The organism is Lentibacillus amyloliquefaciens (assembly GCF_001307805.1).
GTDB lineage: Bacteria > Bacillota > Bacilli > Bacillales > Amphibacillaceae > Lentibacillus > Lentibacillus amyloliquefaciens.
In genome coordinates this window covers 934,780-953,819 of record NZ_CP013862.1, presented here as the reverse complement: position 1 = coordinate 953,819, position 19,040 = coordinate 934,780, and the positions used below count along the sequence as shown (strand labels likewise).

At 41.3% G+C, this 19,040-nt stretch carries 19 protein-coding genes; all 19 read left to right on the top strand.

The genetic code is table 11. The features are described 5' to 3' along the window. Window positions 1-59 precede the first annotated feature (59 nt). The 19 genes from rpsA to aroA all read left to right on the top strand — a co-directional run bounded on the left by rpsA (window position 60) and on the right by aroA (window position 19,016). Window positions 60-1,193 carry a 30S ribosomal protein S1 gene (rpsA, locus tag AOX59_RS04735; RefSeq protein ID WP_068442580.1) on the top strand — a complete coding sequence of 378 codons (1,134 nt, stop codon included), beginning with the start codon at window positions 60-62 and terminating at the stop codon, window positions 1,191-1,193. Between the two features lie 171 nt (window positions 1,194-1,364). After that, a complete protein-coding gene (locus AOX59_RS04730; protein ID WP_068442578.1) occupies window positions 1,365-3,101 on the top strand; it encodes an IS1182 family transposase in 1,737 nt (578 codons plus the stop codon). Window positions 3,102-3,317: 216 nt separating this feature from the next. Beyond that, on the top strand, window positions 3,318-4,628 hold the full coding sequence (gene der, locus AOX59_RS04725; protein ID WP_068442574.1) for a ribosome biogenesis GTPase Der: 1,311 nt from the start codon (window positions 3,318-3,320) through the stop codon (window positions 4,626-4,628). A 30-nt stretch (window positions 4,629-4,658) separates the two neighbouring features. Further along, the gene (locus tag AOX59_RS04720) at window positions 4,659-5,696 is read left to right on the top strand and encodes an NAD(P)H-dependent glycerol-3-phosphate dehydrogenase (RefSeq protein WP_068442571.1); all 1,038 of its coding nucleotides are present in this window, start codon (window positions 4,659-4,661) and stop codon (window positions 5,694-5,696) included. A 59-nt stretch (window positions 5,697-5,755) separates the two neighbouring features. After that, window positions 5,756-6,016 carry a stage VI sporulation protein F gene (locus AOX59_RS04715; RefSeq protein ID WP_068442568.1) on the top strand — a complete coding sequence of 87 codons (261 nt, stop codon included), beginning with the start codon at window positions 5,756-5,758 and terminating at the stop codon, window positions 6,014-6,016. A 248-nt stretch (window positions 6,017-6,264) separates the two neighbouring features. Next, window positions 6,265-6,462, top strand: a complete 198-nt coding sequence (locus AOX59_RS04710; protein ID WP_068442565.1) for a DUF2768 domain-containing protein — start codon at window positions 6,265-6,267, stop codon at window positions 6,460-6,462. A gap of 13 nt (window positions 6,463-6,475) precedes the next feature. Continuing rightward, the gene (locus AOX59_RS04705) at window positions 6,476-7,204 is read left to right on the top strand and encodes a hypothetical protein (RefSeq protein WP_156418641.1); all 729 of its coding nucleotides are present in this window, start codon (window positions 6,476-6,478) and stop codon (window positions 7,202-7,204) included. A 260-nt stretch (window positions 7,205-7,464) separates the two neighbouring features. After that, on the top strand, window positions 7,465-8,943 hold the full coding sequence (spoIVA, locus tag AOX59_RS04700) for a stage IV sporulation protein A (RefSeq protein ID WP_068442562.1): 1,479 nt from the start codon (window positions 7,465-7,467) through the stop codon (window positions 8,941-8,943). A 345-nt stretch (window positions 8,944-9,288) separates the two neighbouring features. Continuing rightward, window positions 9,289-9,561, top strand: a complete 273-nt coding sequence (locus AOX59_RS04695; protein WP_068442558.1) for an HU family DNA-binding protein — start codon at window positions 9,289-9,291, stop codon at window positions 9,559-9,561. A 124-nt stretch (window positions 9,562-9,685) separates the two neighbouring features. Next, window positions 9,686-9,892 carry a trp RNA-binding attenuation protein MtrB gene (gene mtrB, locus AOX59_RS04690; RefSeq protein WP_068442554.1) on the top strand — a complete coding sequence of 69 codons (207 nt, stop codon included), beginning with the start codon at window positions 9,686-9,688 and terminating at the stop codon, window positions 9,890-9,892. A gap of 92 nt (window positions 9,893-9,984) precedes the next feature. Then, on the top strand, window positions 9,985-10,806 hold the full coding sequence (locus AOX59_RS04685; RefSeq protein ID WP_068442551.1) for a heptaprenyl diphosphate synthase component 1: 822 nt from the start codon (window positions 9,985-9,987) through the stop codon (window positions 10,804-10,806). 3 nt (window positions 10,807-10,809) lie between these two features. Beyond that, window positions 10,810-11,517 (top strand): demethylmenaquinone methyltransferase, encoded by a 708-nt coding sequence (locus tag AOX59_RS04680; protein ID WP_068442548.1) that lies wholly within the window; start codon window positions 10,810-10,812, stop codon window positions 11,515-11,517. 18 nt (window positions 11,518-11,535) lie between these two features. Further along, window positions 11,536-12,507, top strand: a complete 972-nt coding sequence (gene hepT, locus AOX59_RS04675) for a heptaprenyl diphosphate synthase component II (protein WP_068442544.1) — start codon at window positions 11,536-11,538, stop codon at window positions 12,505-12,507. A 79-nt stretch (window positions 12,508-12,586) separates the two neighbouring features. Next, the gene (ndk, locus tag AOX59_RS04670) at window positions 12,587-13,033 is read left to right on the top strand and encodes a nucleoside-diphosphate kinase (RefSeq protein WP_068442534.1); all 447 of its coding nucleotides are present in this window, start codon (window positions 12,587-12,589) and stop codon (window positions 13,031-13,033) included. A 196-nt stretch (window positions 13,034-13,229) separates the two neighbouring features. Next, window positions 13,230-14,402, top strand: coding sequence for a chorismate synthase (gene aroC / locus AOX59_RS04665; protein ID WP_068442531.1), 1,173 nt, complete (start codon window positions 13,230-13,232; stop codon window positions 14,400-14,402). Continuing rightward, complete coding sequence (gene aroB, locus AOX59_RS04660; RefSeq protein WP_068442529.1) at window positions 14,402-15,505, top strand: 3-dehydroquinate synthase; 1,104 nt, start codon at window positions 14,402-14,404, stop codon at window positions 15,503-15,505. Before aroC ends, aroB begins: the two co-directional genes overlap by 1 nt. Next, window positions 15,495-16,601, top strand: coding sequence for a histidinol-phosphate transaminase (gene hisC / locus AOX59_RS04655; RefSeq protein WP_068442527.1), 1,107 nt, complete (start codon window positions 15,495-15,497; stop codon window positions 16,599-16,601). The genes aroB and hisC overlap by 11 nt, the downstream gene beginning before the upstream one ends. Beyond that, window positions 16,598-17,698 carry a prephenate dehydrogenase gene (locus tag AOX59_RS04650; RefSeq protein ID WP_068442525.1) on the top strand — a complete coding sequence of 367 codons (1,101 nt, stop codon included), beginning with the start codon at window positions 16,598-16,600 and terminating at the stop codon, window positions 17,696-17,698. The genes hisC and AOX59_RS04650 overlap by 4 nt, the downstream gene beginning before the upstream one ends. 22 nt (window positions 17,699-17,720) lie before the next feature. Next, on the top strand, window positions 17,721-19,016 hold the full coding sequence (gene aroA, locus AOX59_RS04645) for a 3-phosphoshikimate 1-carboxyvinyltransferase (RefSeq protein WP_068442523.1): 1,296 nt from the start codon (window positions 17,721-17,723) through the stop codon (window positions 19,014-19,016). Window positions 19,017-19,040: the final 24 nt, after the last annotated feature.

Genomic DNA, 19,040 nt, shown 5'->3' with positions numbered 1-19,040 from the left:
TAGAAGTTATAAAAAAGAGTAATTTTGTGTTGGTACGTATTTTAAGGAGGGCTAATGGTATGAGTGAATCCAGTAACGAATTAACGCAATTAAATATAGGAGATATTGTTACAGGAACTGCTATTAAAGTGGAAGACAAGCAAGTTCTTGTAGATATTGGCTATAAAACGGAAGGTATTGTGCCGATTGGTGAATTATCAAGCCTGCACATTGAAAAAGCTGGCGATGTTGTTCAGGAAGGTGATACTTTTAAATTGTATGTTAAAAAAATGGATGATGATGATGAAGTCATCTTATCCAAAAAAGCAGTAGATGCGGAAGAAGCATGGGGTAACCTGGAAGAAAAATACGAAAACGGTGAGGTATTCGAGACTGAAATTAAAGAAATCGTCAAGGGCGGTCTCGTTGCTGATGTTGGTGTCCGCGGCTTTATTCCGGCCTCACTGGTGGAAACTTATTATGTTGAGGACTTTTCTGATTATATAAATCATTCATTATCTGTAAAGATCGTTGACTTGGATAAGGAACAAAACCGTATTATATTATCACATAAAGATGTTGTACAGGATGAATTGAATGCCCAAAAACAAGAAGTGCTGGAATCACTTGAAGAAGGCCAAGTACTTGAAGGCACAGTGCAGCGCCTGACTAACTTCGGTGTATTTGTTGATCTTGGTGGCATTGATGGACTTGTCCATATTTCACAGCTTGCACATGAACATGTGGAGAAAGCTTCTGACGTTGTAGCTAAAGGAGATACCATCAATGTAGAAGTACTTTCCATTGATAGAGATAATGAACGAATCTCTCTGTCCCGAAAGAAAACATTACCGGGCCCTTGGGCAGATATTGAAGAACGTGTTTCACGAGGCGATGTGCTAAAAGGGACTGTTAAACGTCTCGTGAACTTCGGTGCATTCGTTGAAGTGCTCCCGGGAGTCGAAGGCCTGGTTCATATCTCACAAATTGCCAACCGGCATATTGGGACACCGCAGGAAGTGCTTGAAGTAGATCAGGAGATCCAAGTGAAAGTACTGGATGTTAACGAACAGGAAGAGCGGATTTCTCTCAGTATTAAAGAGCTGGAACAGGATCAGGAAGCTTCAGAAGTGAAGCAATATGAAAAAGATGACGACCAGTCAGGGTTTCAGCTGGGAGACTTCATTGGCGATGAATTGGATAAATATAAGTAATATTATGAAAAAGAGGCTGGGACAAAACCCAGTAAAATTGAAAAAGCGTGGTACTTATCGATTAGGTAATGTACCACGTTTTTTTTATATTATCGTTAATTTTTAGTAAACAAAAAGGATCGCCTCTGATAAAATTAAAGTAACCACACAATAACCATCGGAGGGATCCTTATGTTTAAACATTATAACATGAATCAAGTGGTTTTGCCTTTAGATTTAGAAATAAAAATAGAGGAAAATGATATTGCCTATGCCGTCAATGACGTCGTGGAAACTATCCCGGATGATGCCTTCACAGGTTTCCGGCGCGAAACAGGCTACCCAGCTTATCATCCGCGCATGATGATGAAGATTATTTTATGTGCTTACACGCAATCTGTTTTCTCCGGCAGAAAGATCGAAGGATTACTACATGACAGTGTCCGTATGATGTGGCTGGCTCAGGGATATGAACCAACGTATCGCACCATCAATCGATTTCGTGTGCATCCAGAGGTTAAAGAGTTATTGCGTCAATGCTTCGTCCAATTCCGCTGCCAGCTTGTACAGGAAAAACAGATTGATGAAGAAGCGATTTTCATCGATGGGACCAAGATTGAAGCGAATGCCAATAAATACACATTTGTTTGGCGGAAAGCGATAGAGAAACACAGCGCCAAATTGGTGGAGAAGTCTAATCAAATGTATGATGAATTGCTGGAAAACGAAATTATCCCGGAGATTGAACGGGAAAGCGAGGACGAATTATCCACCGATGAACTCAGGCAAATAGCTGAGAAACTGGATGAGAAAGTCGAAGCGTATGACAAAGAGATTGAGGCACGTGAAAAAGGAAGCGAACGGAAACAGCTTCGTTCCGAACGTAAAGCACCGAAACAATACCGCAAACGGTTCAGGGACTTTGTCGTGCGCAAACAGAAATATAAGCAGGACATGAAAATTTTCGGGGAACGCAACAGTTACTCCAAGACAGACCATGATGCCACGTTTATGCGCATGAAAGATGACCATATGAGGAACGGCCAGCTGAAAGCAGGTTATAATGTGCAGCTTGCGACAGAGGGTCAATACGCGCTCGCTTACGATGTATTCCCAAACCCGACGGACACACGTACTTTCGTTCCTTTCCTGGATCATATTGAGGAAGGTTACTTTGAGCTGCCTAAGTATATTGTGGCTGACGCAGGTTATGGCAGTGAACAAAATTACGAAGACGTCCTCGAGAACCGGGAACGCACGCCCCTGATTACATACAACCAATACCGGAAAGAAAAGAAAAAGAAATACAGAAATAACCCTTTCCATTCCGCCAATTGGGAATATAACACGGAAAACGATTATTTTATCTGCCCGAATGACCAAAAAGTAACATTCCGTTACCTATCCCAACGAACAGACCGGTACGGCTATACACGGACCTTCAGAGTTTACGAGTGTGAGGACTGTTCAGGGTGCCCACTGCGTTCCCAATGCACCAAAGCGAAGGAAGGGAATAACCGGAAAATTTATTATAACGCGAAGTGGGAAAGCCAAAAAGCCTACACAAGACAACAGCTTTCGGAAGAAGAAACTGGCGAAGTTTACGGGCGACGTAAAATCGATGTGGAGCCAGTCTTCGGATTTCTGAAGGCTAATTTGCGTTTCCCGCGTTTCTCAGTCAGGGGGCAGGAGAAAGTGAAAAATGAATTAGGATTTGCATTCATGGCGGTGAACTTGAGAAAGTACACCGCCCAAAAGACAAATCCTACCTTAGATGATAACAACCATTTAAATCAAAAAGGTTCCAACCATCAAAAACTGATGATTGGAACCTTTTTTAAGTCATTTTTGGCTAGTTATGTCCCAGCCTCTTTTTTGATTTCTGCCAAGGAAAAGGCTCGCCACGCAGCGAAATCATTGTTATTATGAGAATTGCTTTTCTTTCTTTTTTAGGATTTACTGAACCATTTGTGACTATAAAATTCTCAGGGAAAGCTGCAAAAATCAATCATAAATCAAATTGTTTTTCCGAAAGAAGGCATAATAAGAATTGTGGATATACAGTTCTTTTGCTAGAATTAGTAAAAGCTGAAACAGTGTAATTGCACATGTAAACTATAGAGAAGCAGAAAGGATGTTCCTTTCATGAGGAAATCTGTTGTAGCAGTTGTCGGCAGGCCAAATGTCGGAAAATCAACTATTTTTAATCGGCTTGTCGGCGAACGAATTTCAATTGTAGAAGATACACCCGGTGTAACGCGGGACCGGATTTATGCTGAAGCTGAGTGGCTGACAGCAGAATTTAATCTCATTGATACGGGCGGAATTGATATGAGTGACGAACCGTTGCTTGTTCAAATGCGTCAGCAGGCAGAAGTAGCCATTGCTGAATCAGATGTCATTATATTTTTGCTTAATGGACGGGAAGGCATTACAGCAGCTGATGAAGAAGTTGCAAAAATATTATATAAATCCAACAAGCCAGTGGTCATTGGAGTGAATAAAATAGATAACCCTGAAATGCGTGAACACATTTATGAATATTACGCATTAGGATTTGGAGAACCATATCCGATCTCCGGGGCACATGGTCTCGGTCTGGGAGATTTATTGGATACCGTTGTCGGATATTTTCCGGAAATGAGCGATGAAGCACCGGACGAAGATACCATTTATTTCAGTTTAATCGGAAGGCCTAACGTAGGGAAGTCATCACTTGTGAACAGTTTGCTGAACGAAGAGCGCGTCATTGTAAGTGAGCAGGAAGGCACGACACGGGACGCTATAGATACCCATCTGCACAAAGACGATCAGGAGTTTGTCATCATTGACACAGCAGGTATGCGAAAACGCGGCAAAGTTTATGAAGCAACCGAAAAATATAGTGTACTCCGTGCCTTAAAAGCTATCGAACGTTCAGATGTTGTTTTAGTTTTGCTTGATGCTGAAACAGGTATAAGAGAACAAGATAAAAAAATTGCCGGCTACGCACATGAAGCCGGACGAGGCATCATTATTGTTGTTAATAAATGGGACACTGTTGAAACAAATGAAAAAACAATGAAAGAGTTTGAAGATAAGGTCCGAAAGCAATTTCAATATTTGGATTATGCACCGATTGTTTTTCTGTCTGCAAAAACGAAAAAGCGGATGCATACTTTAACACCTGCCATTAAAACCGCTAGTGAAAACCATTCAAAGCGTGTTCCAACAAATGTATTGAATGATGTCATTATGGATGCACTGGCAATGAATCCGACACCGACTTTGAAGGGCAAACGGCTGAAAGTGTTATATGCAACACAAGTAGCTGTTAAACCGCCAAGTTTTGTTGTGTTTGTTAATGATCCTGATTTAATGCATTTTTCATACAGACGATTTTTAGAAAATCGAATAAGAGATGCATTTGGTTTTACAGGAACGCCAATTAAGATATTTGCTAGAAAACGTCAATAGTATCAAATACGTGATGAAGGAGGACTATCCTTGAGTAAAGTAGCAGTATTAGGGGCTGGCAGCTGGGGTACGGCATTAAGTATTGTATTGGCTGATAATGGGCACGACGTCAGGTTTTGGACGCACCGTAAAGAACAGGCGAACGAAATGAATGCCACTAACAGGAATAAAAAATATCTTGATGCCGATATTCCCAAACAAATTACAGCTTATCATGAATTGGAAAATGCCATTGATGATGTATCAGCTATCATTATGGTCATACCTACTAAAGCGATTAGGGAAGTATGTAATGATCTGAATAAGGTACTTAAGCATACCCCTGTTATTATCCATGCATCAAAAGGAATTGAGCCCGGATCATTAAAACGGATCTCCCAGGTTATCAGTGAAGAAATGGACAATTACGATTATGAAGACATCACCGTATTATCCGGACCAAGCCATGCTGAAGAAGTCGGCAAACGGCTGCCTACGACGGTGACGGTTTCTTCTGTAACGAGCAGCAATGCTGAATTTGCCCAGGATTTGTTCATCAACGAATCATTCCGTGTATATACCAGCACTGACATGATAGGCATCGAATTGGGCGGCGCATTAAAAAATATCATTGCCCTGGGAGCAGGTATCTCCGATGGTTTAGGCTATGGCGACAATGCAAAATCCGCACTTATTACAAGAGGATTGGCTGAAATAACCCGATTGGGAGCATCACTCGGAGCCAGCCCATTGACCTTTTTGGGCTTGCCGGGTGCAGGTGATTTGATTGTGACATGCACCAGTCCGCATAGCCGTAATTGGCGGGCCGGCAACATGCTCGGAAAAGGGTATAAGCTTGATGAAGTCCTGGAACAAATGGGTATGGTTGTTGAAGGTGTCAGAACCACCAAAGCGGCCCATCAGTTTGCAAATGAACAGCAAATTGAAATGCCAATTACTGAAGGTTTATATCAAATTCTTTTTAATGATGAAAAACCTAAAGATGTCGTTGAACAGTTAATGAGTCGGACAAAACGTGAGGAAATGGATGATATTTCGGCTTTCAAAAACACTGATTATCCTCAATAACACTAATTCGCCATTTTTGCATAGGATATATTGAAATGACTATGCAAGGAGGCGAGCATGTGAGTAATTTTGAAGACAATCTTTTTGATAAAGTACAAAAGAATTCAAGTATAAGCCCAAATGACATTCAAAAAGTGGCCGACTCAGTCAAACAAGCCAATTTCTCGGATGAAAAAACAGTGAGAGACCTTGTGAAACGATTGTCCAAGTTGGCTGACAAACCTATTTCCAAAGCTAAAGAAGATAAAATTGTAGAGGCGATTACAAAAAATAACATGCCAATGGATATGCAGACATTAAATAAAATGTTTAAAAAATAGCGATAACTGGGCAAGTGAGGATACATTGATGCGTATGCTCGCATAATATAAATCGCACAAGCATTCATGGATGGAGTTGCGGCGGGTATTATTTAGTCATGCCGGAATGAAGCCAGCCCCCTTCATTCCGGGTTTTTTATGGTAAAAAGGAATGCTGCTTTTGTTTGCAGCGAAATGTTTTTAACGTGTCCGAGCGTTATCCGATATGTTATAATGCGTTGTGTATGTTCGAAATAGGAGTGGATGAAATGTCTCAAAGCATGCTGAATATGTGGATTTCATTTGCTGGCATGGGGCTTTTGCTATTAGCGATGGGGCTTATTTTGCTCAGCAGATACAAATTAAAAGGATTTTTATCGGGAATTGTAACCGTGCTTGCGTACATATCTTTAATAGCTGGTGCACTTATCATACTTTATATCGTTTTCAGCGGTCCAACCGCATAGGAGGCACAGGATCTTGAATAAAACATATCTCCGGCTTCTTTGTTTATTGCTGATGGTATTTCTGCTAAGCGGGTGTTTCTATCCGGAAGACGAATTATCAAAAAACCAGGAACCAAATGAAAGTCAGCTGGAAGAAGTCCAAAACGCAGTCGATCAATATCAGGAAAAAACGCAAGGATTGCTTCCGATACGAACCAAATCAAATGACACACCAATATTCAGAAAATATTTAGTTGATTTTCAGCTGTTGAAAGAAGAAAACATCCTTTCAGAAATTCCCGGAACAGCTTATCAAAATGGCGGCTTATATCAATATGCCATTATTTACCCTGAAGAGAATCCTCAGGTCAAACTGATTGACCTGCGCATTTCTGATGCCATCAGGGAAGTAGCGGTCAAACTTAATATTTATAGAAACGAACATCTCTATCCGCCTTTTGGTGAGGAAATTGCTGAAGGGGTCTATGAGATCGACCATGAAACACTGGGACTGGAATCAAAGCCATATGTCACCAGTCCATACTCTAAAGAAAACCTGCCAATTGTGATGGATACAGAAGGCAACTTGTATGTTGACTATAGAATAGATCTAACCCGGGCGCTTGAAGATTATGATCATGATATGCAAGAAGGTGACGACATTCGTTACGTATTAGCGGAGAACACACCATTTGTACCGGTTTATTCCTTGCCATATACCATACGGGGCGGCGAGCCTGTTTTCGATACAGCGAAAAATTAATAAGCATAATGAATCCCTTGTGACATATATTGTGTTGCAAGGGATTTATTTCGTTCATAAAAAAAGTGATTGTTATTCGGATGGCAAAATTATATGCCGCGGATAAAAAGTGATTAGAAAATTTATGTAAAAATAACGGATTTTTTATTTCTTTTAGACCTTTCTAAGTCATATTTTGATAGGACAACATCATAGACTTGTAATGTCAATTATTCGCAGACTTTTAATGATTTTTGAAAAGGAGATCGGGAGGGGATCGCTTGGAGAGAGTTGATATTTTCAAAGATATTTCGAAACGGACGAATGGAGATATTTATCTTGGAATTGTGGGCGCTGTCCGGACTGGAAAATCAACGTTTATTAAACATTTCATGGAGCTGGGTGTTCTGCCGAATATTGCCGATGAAAGCGAGCACGGCAGAGCGCATGATGAATTACCACAAAGTGCTGCCGGAAAAACAATCATGACCACGGAGCCAAAGTTTATACCAAATCAGGCAGTATCAGTTCACGTTGATGAAGGTCTGGATGTAAATGTACGACTGGTAGACTGTGTCGGTTATGCTGTTGAAGGAGCAAGAGGATTTGAAGATGAGAACGGTCCGAGGATGATTAACACTCCGTGGTATGAGGATCCAATACCTTTCCATGATGCTGCGGAAATCGGAACACGCAAAGTCATCCAGGAACATTCGACAATCGGTGTAGTCGTTACAACTGACGGCACTTTTGGTGAAATAACACGTAACGACTACGAGGAGCCGGAAGAACAAATCGTGGAAGAAATGAAAGAAGTAGGAAAGCCTTTTATAATGGTCGTGAACTCTGCAAGACCAACAAGTCCGGAAGCAGAGATGTTACGCCAGGACCTCACAGAAAAATATGATATTCCGGTCTTAGCAATGAATGTGGAAACGATGACCGAACATGATGTGTATAATGTGATGCGGGAAGCACTATATGAATTCCCGGTATTGGAAGTGAATGTCAACCTGCCTAGCTGGGTGATGGTTCTTAATGATAACCACTGGCTGCAAAGAAATTATCAAGAAGCGATTCAATCAACCGTTAAAAACATCAAACGGCTGCGGGATGTCGATTACATTATAGGCAATTTTGCTGACTATGATTATATTGACAGGGCAAATCTTGCAGGGATGGAGATGGGAGACGGTGTGGCAGAAATTGACCTGCATGCTCCGGAACATTTATATGATGAAGTATTGAAAGAAATTGTAGGTGAAGAAATACGCGGAAAAGATCATTTACTTGAACTTATGCAGGACTTCACCCATGCCAAACGGGAATATGATCAAGTAGCAGGGGCACTTCAGATGGTAAAGCAAACAGGCTATGGCATTGCAGCACCAACCTTGGAAGACTTGGAGCTGGATGAACCGGAAATTATTCGTCAGGGGTCCAGGTTTGGTGTCAGACTGAAAGCGATCGCTCCATCAATCCATATGGTAAAAGTAGAAGTTGAATCAGAGTTTGCACCTATCATTGGAACAGAGAAGCAGAGTGAGGAATTGGTGAGATATTTGATGCAGGATTTTGAGGAAGATCCTTTATCGATTTGGGAATCGGATATTTTCGGCAGGTCACTAAGTTCCATTGTCAGGGAAGGCATTCAGGCAAAAATTTCGCTCATGCCGGAAAACGCACGATATAAACTGAAAGATACTCTGGAACGGATCATCAACGAAGGTTCCGGAGGACTTATAGCCATTATTTTATAGCAGCTATACATAGTTGCTATTTTTTTTGGGCAATTTTCATTTTTTATTCTTTCCAGGCAGGATATTGCTTCTTAATGTCGTATATCATAACAAAAGGCTTTATGACAGGCCGGGCCAATTTGGTAACTATTTCCAAAAAATGAGTAATAATAACCAAAAAATGAAATAAAAACCGATGAATTAGGCATTTATTGTTGAATTTTGTAGCAATCTCGGTTAATATAAGCCTTGTCATCAATGATTGGATGACATTAAGGTATAAAAAAAGGCAATTTGGGAACAAATGGTGATATAATTACAATTTGTTCTAGTGTCAATTTGACTTCTTGGGAGGAGGTGAATGTCATGAATAAAACAGACTTGGTTAACGCTGTTTCCGAAAAAAGTGAACTATCCAAGAAAGATGCTACAAAAGCTGTAGATGCTGTGTTTGAATCTGTCATGGATTCACTTAAAAAAGGTGAAAAAGTACAGTTAATCGGATTCGGGAACTTTGAAGTACGCGAGCGTTCAGAACGCAAAGGACGCAATCCGCAAACAGGGGAAGAAATTAAGATCCCTGCAAGTAAAGTTCCTGCATTCAAACCAGGAAAAGCCCTTAAAGAAAGCGTTAAATAAGCTTTTCTTACATAGGGCCGGACAAAGAGCACGTTATATTGCGTGCTCTTTTTTTTCAGTTTGAACACGTTCTAACTCAGTATACCGTAAACATCACTTATTAGAATATGCGGGAGTGATTGCTATGGAAGAATTTTTTGTTATAAAGGCATTGGAAGATGGTGTGAACGTGATTGGGCTGACAAGGGGAGCAGATACACGATTCCATCATTCAGAGAAATTGGATGAAAATGAGGTCATGATTGCACAGTTCACTGAGCACACCTCTGCTGTCAAGGTAAGAGGCAAGGCAGTTATTCAGACCAGTCATGGCGAAATCAGCAATGACTAATCAATCATTTCGATGCTTATTTTCAGCCATTCGGCTTATTTTTAATTAGGGAACACACACAGAATATGCTATAATGACAATATGAGTTTGGAATGGATGAAAGGGTACAGGTGGTTGTTTTGCAGACATCCAGTATGGAAATAAGTCGTCTGAAAGCATTAATACAACGAAAAATGCACCATACTTATATCGAGCAATTTGTACAAATCCCCCAGTTAGATGAGGATAAATTATATATATTGACCTCAATCTTAAATAATACGGCTTTGTCTGAAGAAAAAAAAGAAAGCTACATTGTTACAGCAATGCTTATCCAAACAGCACTTGACACACATGACCTTGTGCCGGATTCCAATGCGCTCCAGTCAAATTATGAGGAAAAATCAAAACAGTTATCAGTTCTCGCCGGTGATTACTACAGCGGATTATATTATAGGCTTCTGTCAGAAGTAGACGAAGTTGAAACCACACAGGTTCTGGCAACTGCGATTACGGATATCAACGAATATAAAATGCAATTATATTATATAAATTTTAATTCGATGGATGCGTTCATCTCTATATACAAAAAAATGAATTCACTTTTGATCACCCGTATGGCAACATTCACCGGTGAAACGTTCATTGGCAATATTGCTGCAAATTGGTTAATGATCAGAAAATTAACGTCCGCTAAAAACCATCCGGCACAATCCGGGATTGAAAAAGCCTTTGGTCCCTGGTTTGATAAAATTCCTTTAAATGACTATCATAGTATTCTAAATACGTTCGACTCCTTCATCCGTCAGGAAAGCACATTGATTGAAAAGCATCTGACAAAGTTTCCGGCGAATCTTTCGGCAACAGCGTCTTATTTAAAAGAAACGTTAGACACAACTTCATCAATCAACAGTTCAATAGCGGAAGAAGGGTAATATATGCAAGAGCCAACAAAAGAAGAACGCGTTCATCGCGTTTTTGAAAAAATATCCGGGCAGTACGACTCCATGAATTCAATTATTTCCTTTAAACGCCATAAAGCTTGGCGCAAGAATGTTATGAAGCGTATGAAAGTTGAAGAGGGCACTACAGCACTTGATGTTTGCTGCGGAACCGGGGACTGGTCATTCTCGCTTGCTGAAGCAGTGGGTAAAACCGGTAAAGTAATTGGTCTTGATTTTAGTTATAATATGCTGTCGGTAGCTGAGGAAAAAAATAAATCACTGGAATACGGCCAGCTCTCGTTTATTCAGGGGAATGCTATGGAACTCCCGTTCAGCAACGATTCATTCGATTATGTTACAATTGGATTCGGTTTGCGTAACGTACCTGACTACATGACAGTGCTGAAAGAGATGTATCGTGTTGTAAAACCCGGTGGCAAGGTTGTATGTCTTGAGACATCTCAGCCAACCATGATTGGGTATCGTCAAGGTTATTATTTGTATTTCCGGTTTATTATGCCTCTTTTGGGAAAAATGGTTGCTAAAAGTTATAAAGAATATGCCTGGCTGCATGAATCAGCTAAAAATTTTCCGGACAAACAAACATTAAAACAAATGTTTCAATCTGCAGGGTTTTCACATGTTAGCATCAAGCAGTATACTGGTGGTGTTGCCGCAATGCACATGGGTACAAAAGAATGACTATAAAAGGTGACATGCATGAAATTAACGAAAACATACGGCGATTTAAAAAAAGAACTTGATTTAATTGAACATGCGTTAACGGATGCCATTCAAGCCAATCATGGTGTTTTGCGCGAATCTTCCACTAAATTGCTGCAGGCAGGGGGGAAACGGATCCGCCCTGTTTTTGTTTTGTTAAGTGGTCAATTTGGGGATTTTAATATAGACCGGATTAAAACGGCTGCTGTATCACTTGAATTAATACATATGGCCTCTCTGGTGCATGATGATGTGATAGACGATGCAAAATTACGCCGCGGCAAACCGACAATCAAGCATTTATACGGTAATCGCGTTGCAATGTACACAGGTGATTTTATTCTGGCCAGGGCGCTGGAAAATATTACAACTATGCCGGAGCCGATAGCACATCGAGTTCTTTCCAAAACAATGGTTCAACTGTCAACAGGTGAAATTGAACAAATCAGGGACAAATACAACTGGGAGCAAAATCTTCGTCATTATTTGCGCCGAATCAAACGAAAAACCGCTCTTTTGATTGCGACAAGCTGCAAACTTGGAGCCATAGCATCAGGTGCTCCGGCATGGATTAGTGAAAAGCTGTTCCGGTATGGTTATTATATTGGCATGTCTTATCAGATTATCGATGATATTCTCGATTTCACATCATCTGAAGCTGAGCTCGGCAAACCCGCAGGAAATGATCTCTTGCAGGGTAATGTGACCTTACCGGTATTATATGCAATGGAAAATGAAGCATTTTATAAACTGTTAAAGGATACCTTTTCCGAACCACAGCAGGTTACAACAAATGACATACAGCCATTGCTAAGCGAGCTGAAAGATACAGATGCGATTCGGCTGTCATATCAGCTTAGTGACCAATATTTGCACAAAGCATTAAAAGAACTTGATGACTTACCGGATCTTAAAGCAAAAAGGACACTTCAGAGCATTGCCAAATATATAGGTAAGCGGCGTTCATAGATTGTTTGTTATAGGCTTGAAAATTTGTTAGAATCTTAATGGTGTTTATAACTAAATACATACAGAAGAGGTGCTTGATATGGAACAGACATTTTTAATGGTTAAACCAGATGGTGTTCAGCGCAATTTAACAGGTGAAATTGTAAACCGGTTTGAACGTAAAGGATTCAAGCTTGCTGGTGCTAAATTGATGCAAATATCAGATGAACTGGCCAAAACGCATTATGGTGAGCATGAAGATAAGCCATTCTTTGGTGAACTTGTTCAATTCATCACATCCGGTCCTGTATTGGCAATGGTCTGGGAAGGTGATAATGTTATTGCAACAGCTCGCAGCATGATGGGAAAAACAAATCCGCTTGAAGCAGCACCGGGAACAATCCGTGGTGACTATGGGGTGACAGTAGGTAAAAACATCATTCATGGATCTGACTCACCTGAAAGCGCCGAAAAAGAAATCAATTTGTTTTTCGGCGATAATGACATAATAACTTATTCAAAACAAGATAGCGATTGGATTTACTAATAACAAAACCTCCGTAACAACGGAGGTTTTTTCAATAGGCTAACGTTCTAAAAACGTTCTGCATTTATCCAGAGTTTTCACGAATTTTAACAAAAAGTCTATAATTTATGATATAGTTATACAAAATTATTCAGAGTAATTGCAGTGATGCGATGCTAACTGCAAGATTCAGCTAATAAGAAGGAGGATATAACGCATGCGTTATTTAACAGCAGGTGAATCACACGGCAAGCAATTGACAACAATTCTTGAAGGTGTCCCTTCAAATATGCCATTGCTTCAGGAGGATATTAATCAGTCCTTGCGCCGCCGACAGAAAGGTCATGGACGGGGCAAACGGATGCAAATAGAAAAAGATGCAGCTGAGATTGCAAGTGGTGTACGGCATGGATATACACTGGGCTCACCTATTTCACTTGTTATACATAATGATGATTTTAAACACTGGGTGGATATAATGGGCGAGGCCCCAATTGAAGAAGGTGCTGAAAGAAAATTAAGACGGAAGGTTTCAAGACCAAGACCGGGTCATGCTGATCTTAATGGAGCCCTTAAATATGGACATCGTGATATGCGCAATGTGCTGGAACGATCTTCAGCAAGAGAGACGGCTGCCCGCGTGGCTGCCGGTGCTGTTGCTAAGACACTTCTAAGACAGCTTGATATTGAAGTGGCAGGCTATGTAAAAGAAATCGGCGGAATTGTTGCAGAAGATCAGCCAACACTTACGATGAAGGAACGTCAGGAGATATCCGAAGAATCTGCAGTTCGAACATTGGATAAAGCTGTCGAACAGGATATGATGGATGCAATTGACCATGCGAAAAAAGAGGGCGATTCAATTGGCGGCGTTGCAGAGGTTTATGTGGAAGGTCTCCCAGCCGGAATGGGATCCTATGTCCAATATGATCGCAAGCTTGACAGCCGAATAGCAGGAAGCGTTGTCAGCATTAATGCTTTTAAAGGTGTCGAATTCGGACTTGGATTTGAAGCGGCACGCAAAAATGGCAGTAAAGTGCATGATGAAATAGCCTGGGATGAACAAGACGGCTACTACCGCAAAACAAATAGGCTCGGAGGCTTTGAAGGCGGTATGACAACTGGGATGCCAATTGTCGTCAAAGGTGTAATGAAACCAATCCCTACACTTTACAAACCTCTTCAAAGTGTGGATATCGAGTCTAAGGAACCATTTAACGCAAGTATTGAACGTTCTGATTCCTGTGCGGTACCTGCAGCGTCGGTAGTCATGGAGCACGTGGTTGCGTTTGAAGTGGCAAAAGCGATTACTGAGCAGTTTCCAAGTGATCAATTTCCAAAACTGAAGCAGGCAATCGATGATTATCGTGAAGAAATCAGGTGTTTCTAGTGAATAAAACGCAGGTAAAAGCCGCAACACATACGTATCCCGTGTCTATCGGAGAAAATCTTCGGCATCATACAGAAGATTATTTGCCTAAAGATTATTCATCGATTTTAATCGTCACTGATGCGTCAGTGTCTGATTATTATTTATCGGACGTTATGGCCAGCCTGTCAAATAAAAATGTGTTTTCTCATGCGATTCCGTCCGGGGAAAAAGCGAAAAATATTGATACGTTTTACGAGATCCAAACAAAAGCGATTGAATGCGGTCTTGACAGGCAATCACTCATCATTGCTCTCGGGGGCGGTGTCGTAGGTGATGTGACGGGTTTTGCAGCCGCAACCTACATGCGCGGTATCGATTTTATCCAGATGCCGACAACAATCCTTGCTCATGACAGCAGTGTAGGTGGAAAAGTCGCGATAAACCATGCACACGCAAAAAACATGATCGGCAATTTTTATGCGCCGGCTGCGGTTATTTATGATGTCGAAACATTGTATACGCTGAATGCAAAAGAAGTAAGGTCAGGGTATGCAGAATTGCTGAAAGAAGCACTTCTCGCAGATAAAGACTTGTATGATGCATTAATGAAAACTGACCTTACCTCGTTATACAGTCAGAAGCTTATCAATCATTTAACCAAAGGTATTGAGATTAAAGCCGGCATTGTGGAAGTTGATGAACACGAAGCAGGTCTCAGAAAGCATCTGAACCTCGGACATACGTTGGGACATGCTCTGGAGTCGATATTCGGGTATGGCTCCTGGACGCATGGAGAACTTGTTGCCATCGGATTGCTGTTTTCACTTCGGGTAAGTGAACATGCCTATTCGACTAATCTCCCTTTTGAAGAGGTTTTCACATGGCTTAAAAACAATGATTATCCTTTGCAGCTGCCGGAATTGGACCCAGAGACGATCCTTTCAAAAATGAAAAGTGATAAGAAAACGCTGAACAGTAAAATTCAGTTAGTGCTCTTACAGGCAATTGGCCAACCGGCGCTTATGGAAATAAGTGACGAAAAATTGCTCAAACATATACAAGATTTTCAGCTGGAAATGAAACAACGCAGTGAACAGGGGGCTGAACAGTATGAGAAGTAAACCTATATTAAGAAACATGACACCTTACAAGCCTGGAAAACAAACAGAAGACGTTAAAAAAGAATATGGCTTAAGCCGTATTGTCAAATTGGCATCAAACGAAAATCCATTCGGCTTTTCCGAAAAAGTGGCTGATTATATTTCCAATCATAAGGCACCTCTTAATATTTATCCGGACGGTTACACGACAAAATTAAGGACAGCTTTAGCAGAAAAACTGAATATTTCCGAAGATCAGCTGATATTCGGAAATGGTACGGATGAAGTTGTTCAGCTGATTGGCAGGGCTTATTTATATCCCGGTGCTAATACGGTAATGGCAACGCCAACATTTCCGCAATATAAACATAATGCGCTAGTTGAAGGAGCAGAGGTTAAAGAAATCCCGACCGTAAGGGGTTACCATGACCTGCCGAAGATGCTTGAAACAATCGATGAGAATACGAACGTTGTCTGGCTTTGTTCTCCCAACAACCCGACAGGTGCTCTGATTCCACCTGATGAGTTTTATGCATTCATGGAAAATTGTCCTTCTGATGTGCTCGTTGTTTTGGATGAAGCTTATTTCGAATACGTTGAAGAAGAGCAGCGCTTAAATAGTTTAGAAACGATACATAGGTATGAAAACCTGATAGTGCTGCGTACATTTTCCAAAGCGTATGGACTGGCCGGTTTAAGAATCGGCTATGGTGTTGCTAATCAGTCGCTTATTCCAAGTCTGGATGTTGTCAGAGGGCCCTTTAACACATCATCAATTGCTCAAAATGCCGCTATACTGGCACTGGAAGATGATGAATTTCTTGAAACATCTATCAGCCGCAATCGCACCATCAAGAAGTCATTTGAGAAATCACTTGATTCAATCGGATGGCACTATTTTGATTCGCAAACAAACTTTTTACTTATTTCAACCCCAATCAGCGGGGATGATACTTTTCAATATTTGCTGAAAAATGGATTCATCGTTCGTCCCGGTGAAGGTCTTGGTGCACCTAATACGATCAGGCTGACAATCGGAGATGAAACGGATATGGAAGAGCTTCAGGAATTATTATATACGTTAGACAGGAAAATAAGTGAGGGATTAGAACTGTGAGACGAAGGATTTTGGTGATAGGGCTTGGGTTGATCGGCGGCTCTTTGGCTAAGAGCCTACGTGAGTCCGAGGATAATTACATTACTGGCTTTGATATTAATCATAAGTCATTGGCATTCGCTGAGATGAATGAAATCATTCATGAATCCTGCTCAGATATAACAGAAGCCGCCAAAAATGCGGATTTCATCTTTTTAGGTACCCACATAACCGAAACAGTTGAAATTTTAAAGAAATTGGAACAAATCACGTTCGATCATGACGTGATTGTTTCGGATGTATCCTCAGTTAAACAGGCGATTCATGATACGGCGAATGCAATCAATAATCAACAGATACAGTTTGTCGGAGGTCACCCAATGGCCGGGTCGCATAAAAAAGGTATAACAGCTGCAAAAGGACACCTTTTTGAAAACGCCATTTATGTACTTTCACCGTCTGCGAATTGTCTGGACTCGGCAGCAGATAAGCTGGAAGAAGTTCTTACGGTGACCAAAAGTCATATCATTCAGCTTAAAGCAAACGAACATGACGAGATGACGGGGGTTGTCTCACATTTTCCGCATCTGATCGCCTCTGCTCTCGTCCAGCAGGCTAAAAAATGGAGCGAGACACATGCCTATATTCCAAAACTGGCAGCCGGCGGTTTCCGCGATGTAACCCGGATCGCATCGAGTAATCCGGAGTTGTGGCAAGATATCTTTTATCACAACAAACAAAAAATGGTAAAAATGATTGACGATTGGACCAGTGAAATGGTTGAACTGAAAGAGATGCTTGAAGAAAATCATAAAGCTGATTTAACAGCTTACTTGCAGCAGGCAAAAGATTACCGTGACGGTTTGGATGTTAAAGAAAAGGGTGCTTTTCCGGCTTATTATGATCTGTATGTGGATATCCGCGACCAGACCGGTGCCATAGCTACTGTTGCAAATCTTCTTGCAGGTGAAAATATCAACATTACAAATATAAGAATACTTGAGATCCGTGAGGGCATTACCGGTGCGTTAAGACTAAGTGTATCGACCAAAGATGAACAACTCCAAAGCTACGACATTTTAAAGCAAAACGGCTATGATTTAGTGCTGGAGGAATAACTGGGAAAGGAAGTGATTACAATTGAATGAAGTGGCGCTGAAACCTACGTCATCCCCTCTGCAGGGTGCTCTCGAGGTTCCTGGAGATAAATCAATATCACACCGCGCTGTCATGCTGGGGTCACTTGCAAAAGGCAAGACAAGCATCACAAATTTTTTGACAGGAGAGGACTGCAGCCGGACAATCGATGCATTCAGACAATTCGGCATTTCGATTGAACAGGACGGCACAACCGTAACCATTGAGAGCAATGGTCCTGAAGACTTCCAAGAACCGTCAGAGCCGATTTATTTCGGTAATTCGGGGACTACAGCAAGGCTGATGCTCGGTGTATTGGCAGGGCTGCCTTTTTTCACTGCTGTTTATGGAGATTCTTCTTTAGTTATGCGGCCAATGGATCGTGTTACAGGTCCGCTTAAGAAAATGGGCGCGCAGTTAGATGGCCGTTCTGGCGGAATCTACTTACCTATGGCAATACGTGGCGGCGCTCTTAAGGGCATTAATTATACCATGCCTGTTAAAAGTGCTCAAGTTAAATCAGCTGTACTACTTGGTGGTTTATTTGCTGATGGAACCACTAGAGTCATTGAAGAATCAGCTACCCGCAACCATTCCGAAAATATGCTGCGCGCATTTGGCGCTGACATAACCGAAACAAATGGAGAGATTCGGATCACAAACAAAAACGCACTAACCGGCATGAATGTGCACGTACCAGGTGATATTTCTTCAGCAGCATTTTTTATGACTGCCGCAGCGATTGTTCCGGACAGTGAATTGACGCTGAAGAACGTAGGACTGAATCACAGCCGCTCCGGAATTATCGATGTTCTGAAACAAATGGGAGCTTCCATTAGTATCTCCAACGTTCAGACAATCGGTGGAGAAAGACAAGGGGATGTCTCAGTTGTATATCAAAAGCTGACAGGAACGATTATAGATGGTGACATCATTCCAAGACTGATTGATGAACTGCCGATAATTGCTTTAGCAGCAACCCAGGCAGAAGGGACAACCGTTATCCGGGATGCTCGGGAATTGCGTGTGAAAGAAACAGATCGCATCAAAGCGACAACCGACGGCTTAGCCAATCTTGGTGCAAATATAGAGCCAACCGAGGATGGAATGGTTATAACAGGTGGTGCGTCTTTGACAGGCGGAAAGGCAGAAGCGTATAATGATCATCGAATTGCTATGATGCTTGCAATAGCGTCATTAGTTACCAATGATGATGTTACGATTGATGACATTTCATCAATAAACATTTCATATCCTGGTTTTTTTCAGGATTTACAAACTGTAACAAATAGTGCTTAAAGAATCTGTTTCCAAGCAGGTTCT

Excerpts from the sequence above, each read along its gene's own strand:
- mtrB (WP_068442554.1), top strand. The coding sequence starts at position 9,686 with ATGGAAGAATTTTTTGTTATAAAGGCATTGGAAGATGGTGTGAACGTG.
- AOX59_RS04730 (WP_068442578.1), top strand. The coding sequence starts at position 1,365 with ATGTTTAAACATTATAACATGAATCAAGTGGTTTTGCCTTTAGATTTA.
- AOX59_RS04680 (WP_068442548.1), top strand. The coding sequence starts at position 10,810 with ATGCAAGAGCCAACAAAAGAAGAACGCGTTCATCGCGTTTTTGAAAAA.
- ndk (WP_068442534.1), top strand. The coding sequence starts at position 12,587 with ATGGAACAGACATTTTTAATGGTTAAACCAGATGGTGTTCAGCGCAAT.
- der (WP_068442574.1), top strand. The coding sequence starts at position 3,318 with ATGAGGAAATCTGTTGTAGCAGTTGTCGGCAGGCCAAATGTCGGAAAA.
- aroC (WP_068442531.1), top strand. The coding sequence starts at position 13,230 with ATGCGTTATTTAACAGCAGGTGAATCACACGGCAAGCAATTGACAACA.
- hisC (WP_068442527.1), top strand. The coding sequence starts at position 15,495 with ATGAGAAGTAAACCTATATTAAGAAACATGACACCTTACAAGCCTGGA.
- rpsA (WP_068442580.1), top strand. The coding sequence starts at position 60 with ATGAGTGAATCCAGTAACGAATTAACGCAATTAAATATAGGAGATATT.
- AOX59_RS04685 (WP_068442551.1), top strand. The coding sequence starts at position 9,985 with ATGGATGAAAGGGTACAGGTGGTTGTTTTGCAGACATCCAGTATGGAA.
- AOX59_RS04695 (WP_068442558.1), top strand. The coding sequence starts at position 9,289 with ATGAATAAAACAGACTTGGTTAACGCTGTTTCCGAAAAAAGTGAACTA.
- AOX59_RS04710 (WP_068442565.1), top strand. The coding sequence starts at position 6,265 with ATGTCTCAAAGCATGCTGAATATGTGGATTTCATTTGCTGGCATGGGG.
- hepT (WP_068442544.1), top strand. The coding sequence starts at position 11,536 with ATGAAATTAACGAAAACATACGGCGATTTAAAAAAAGAACTTGATTTA.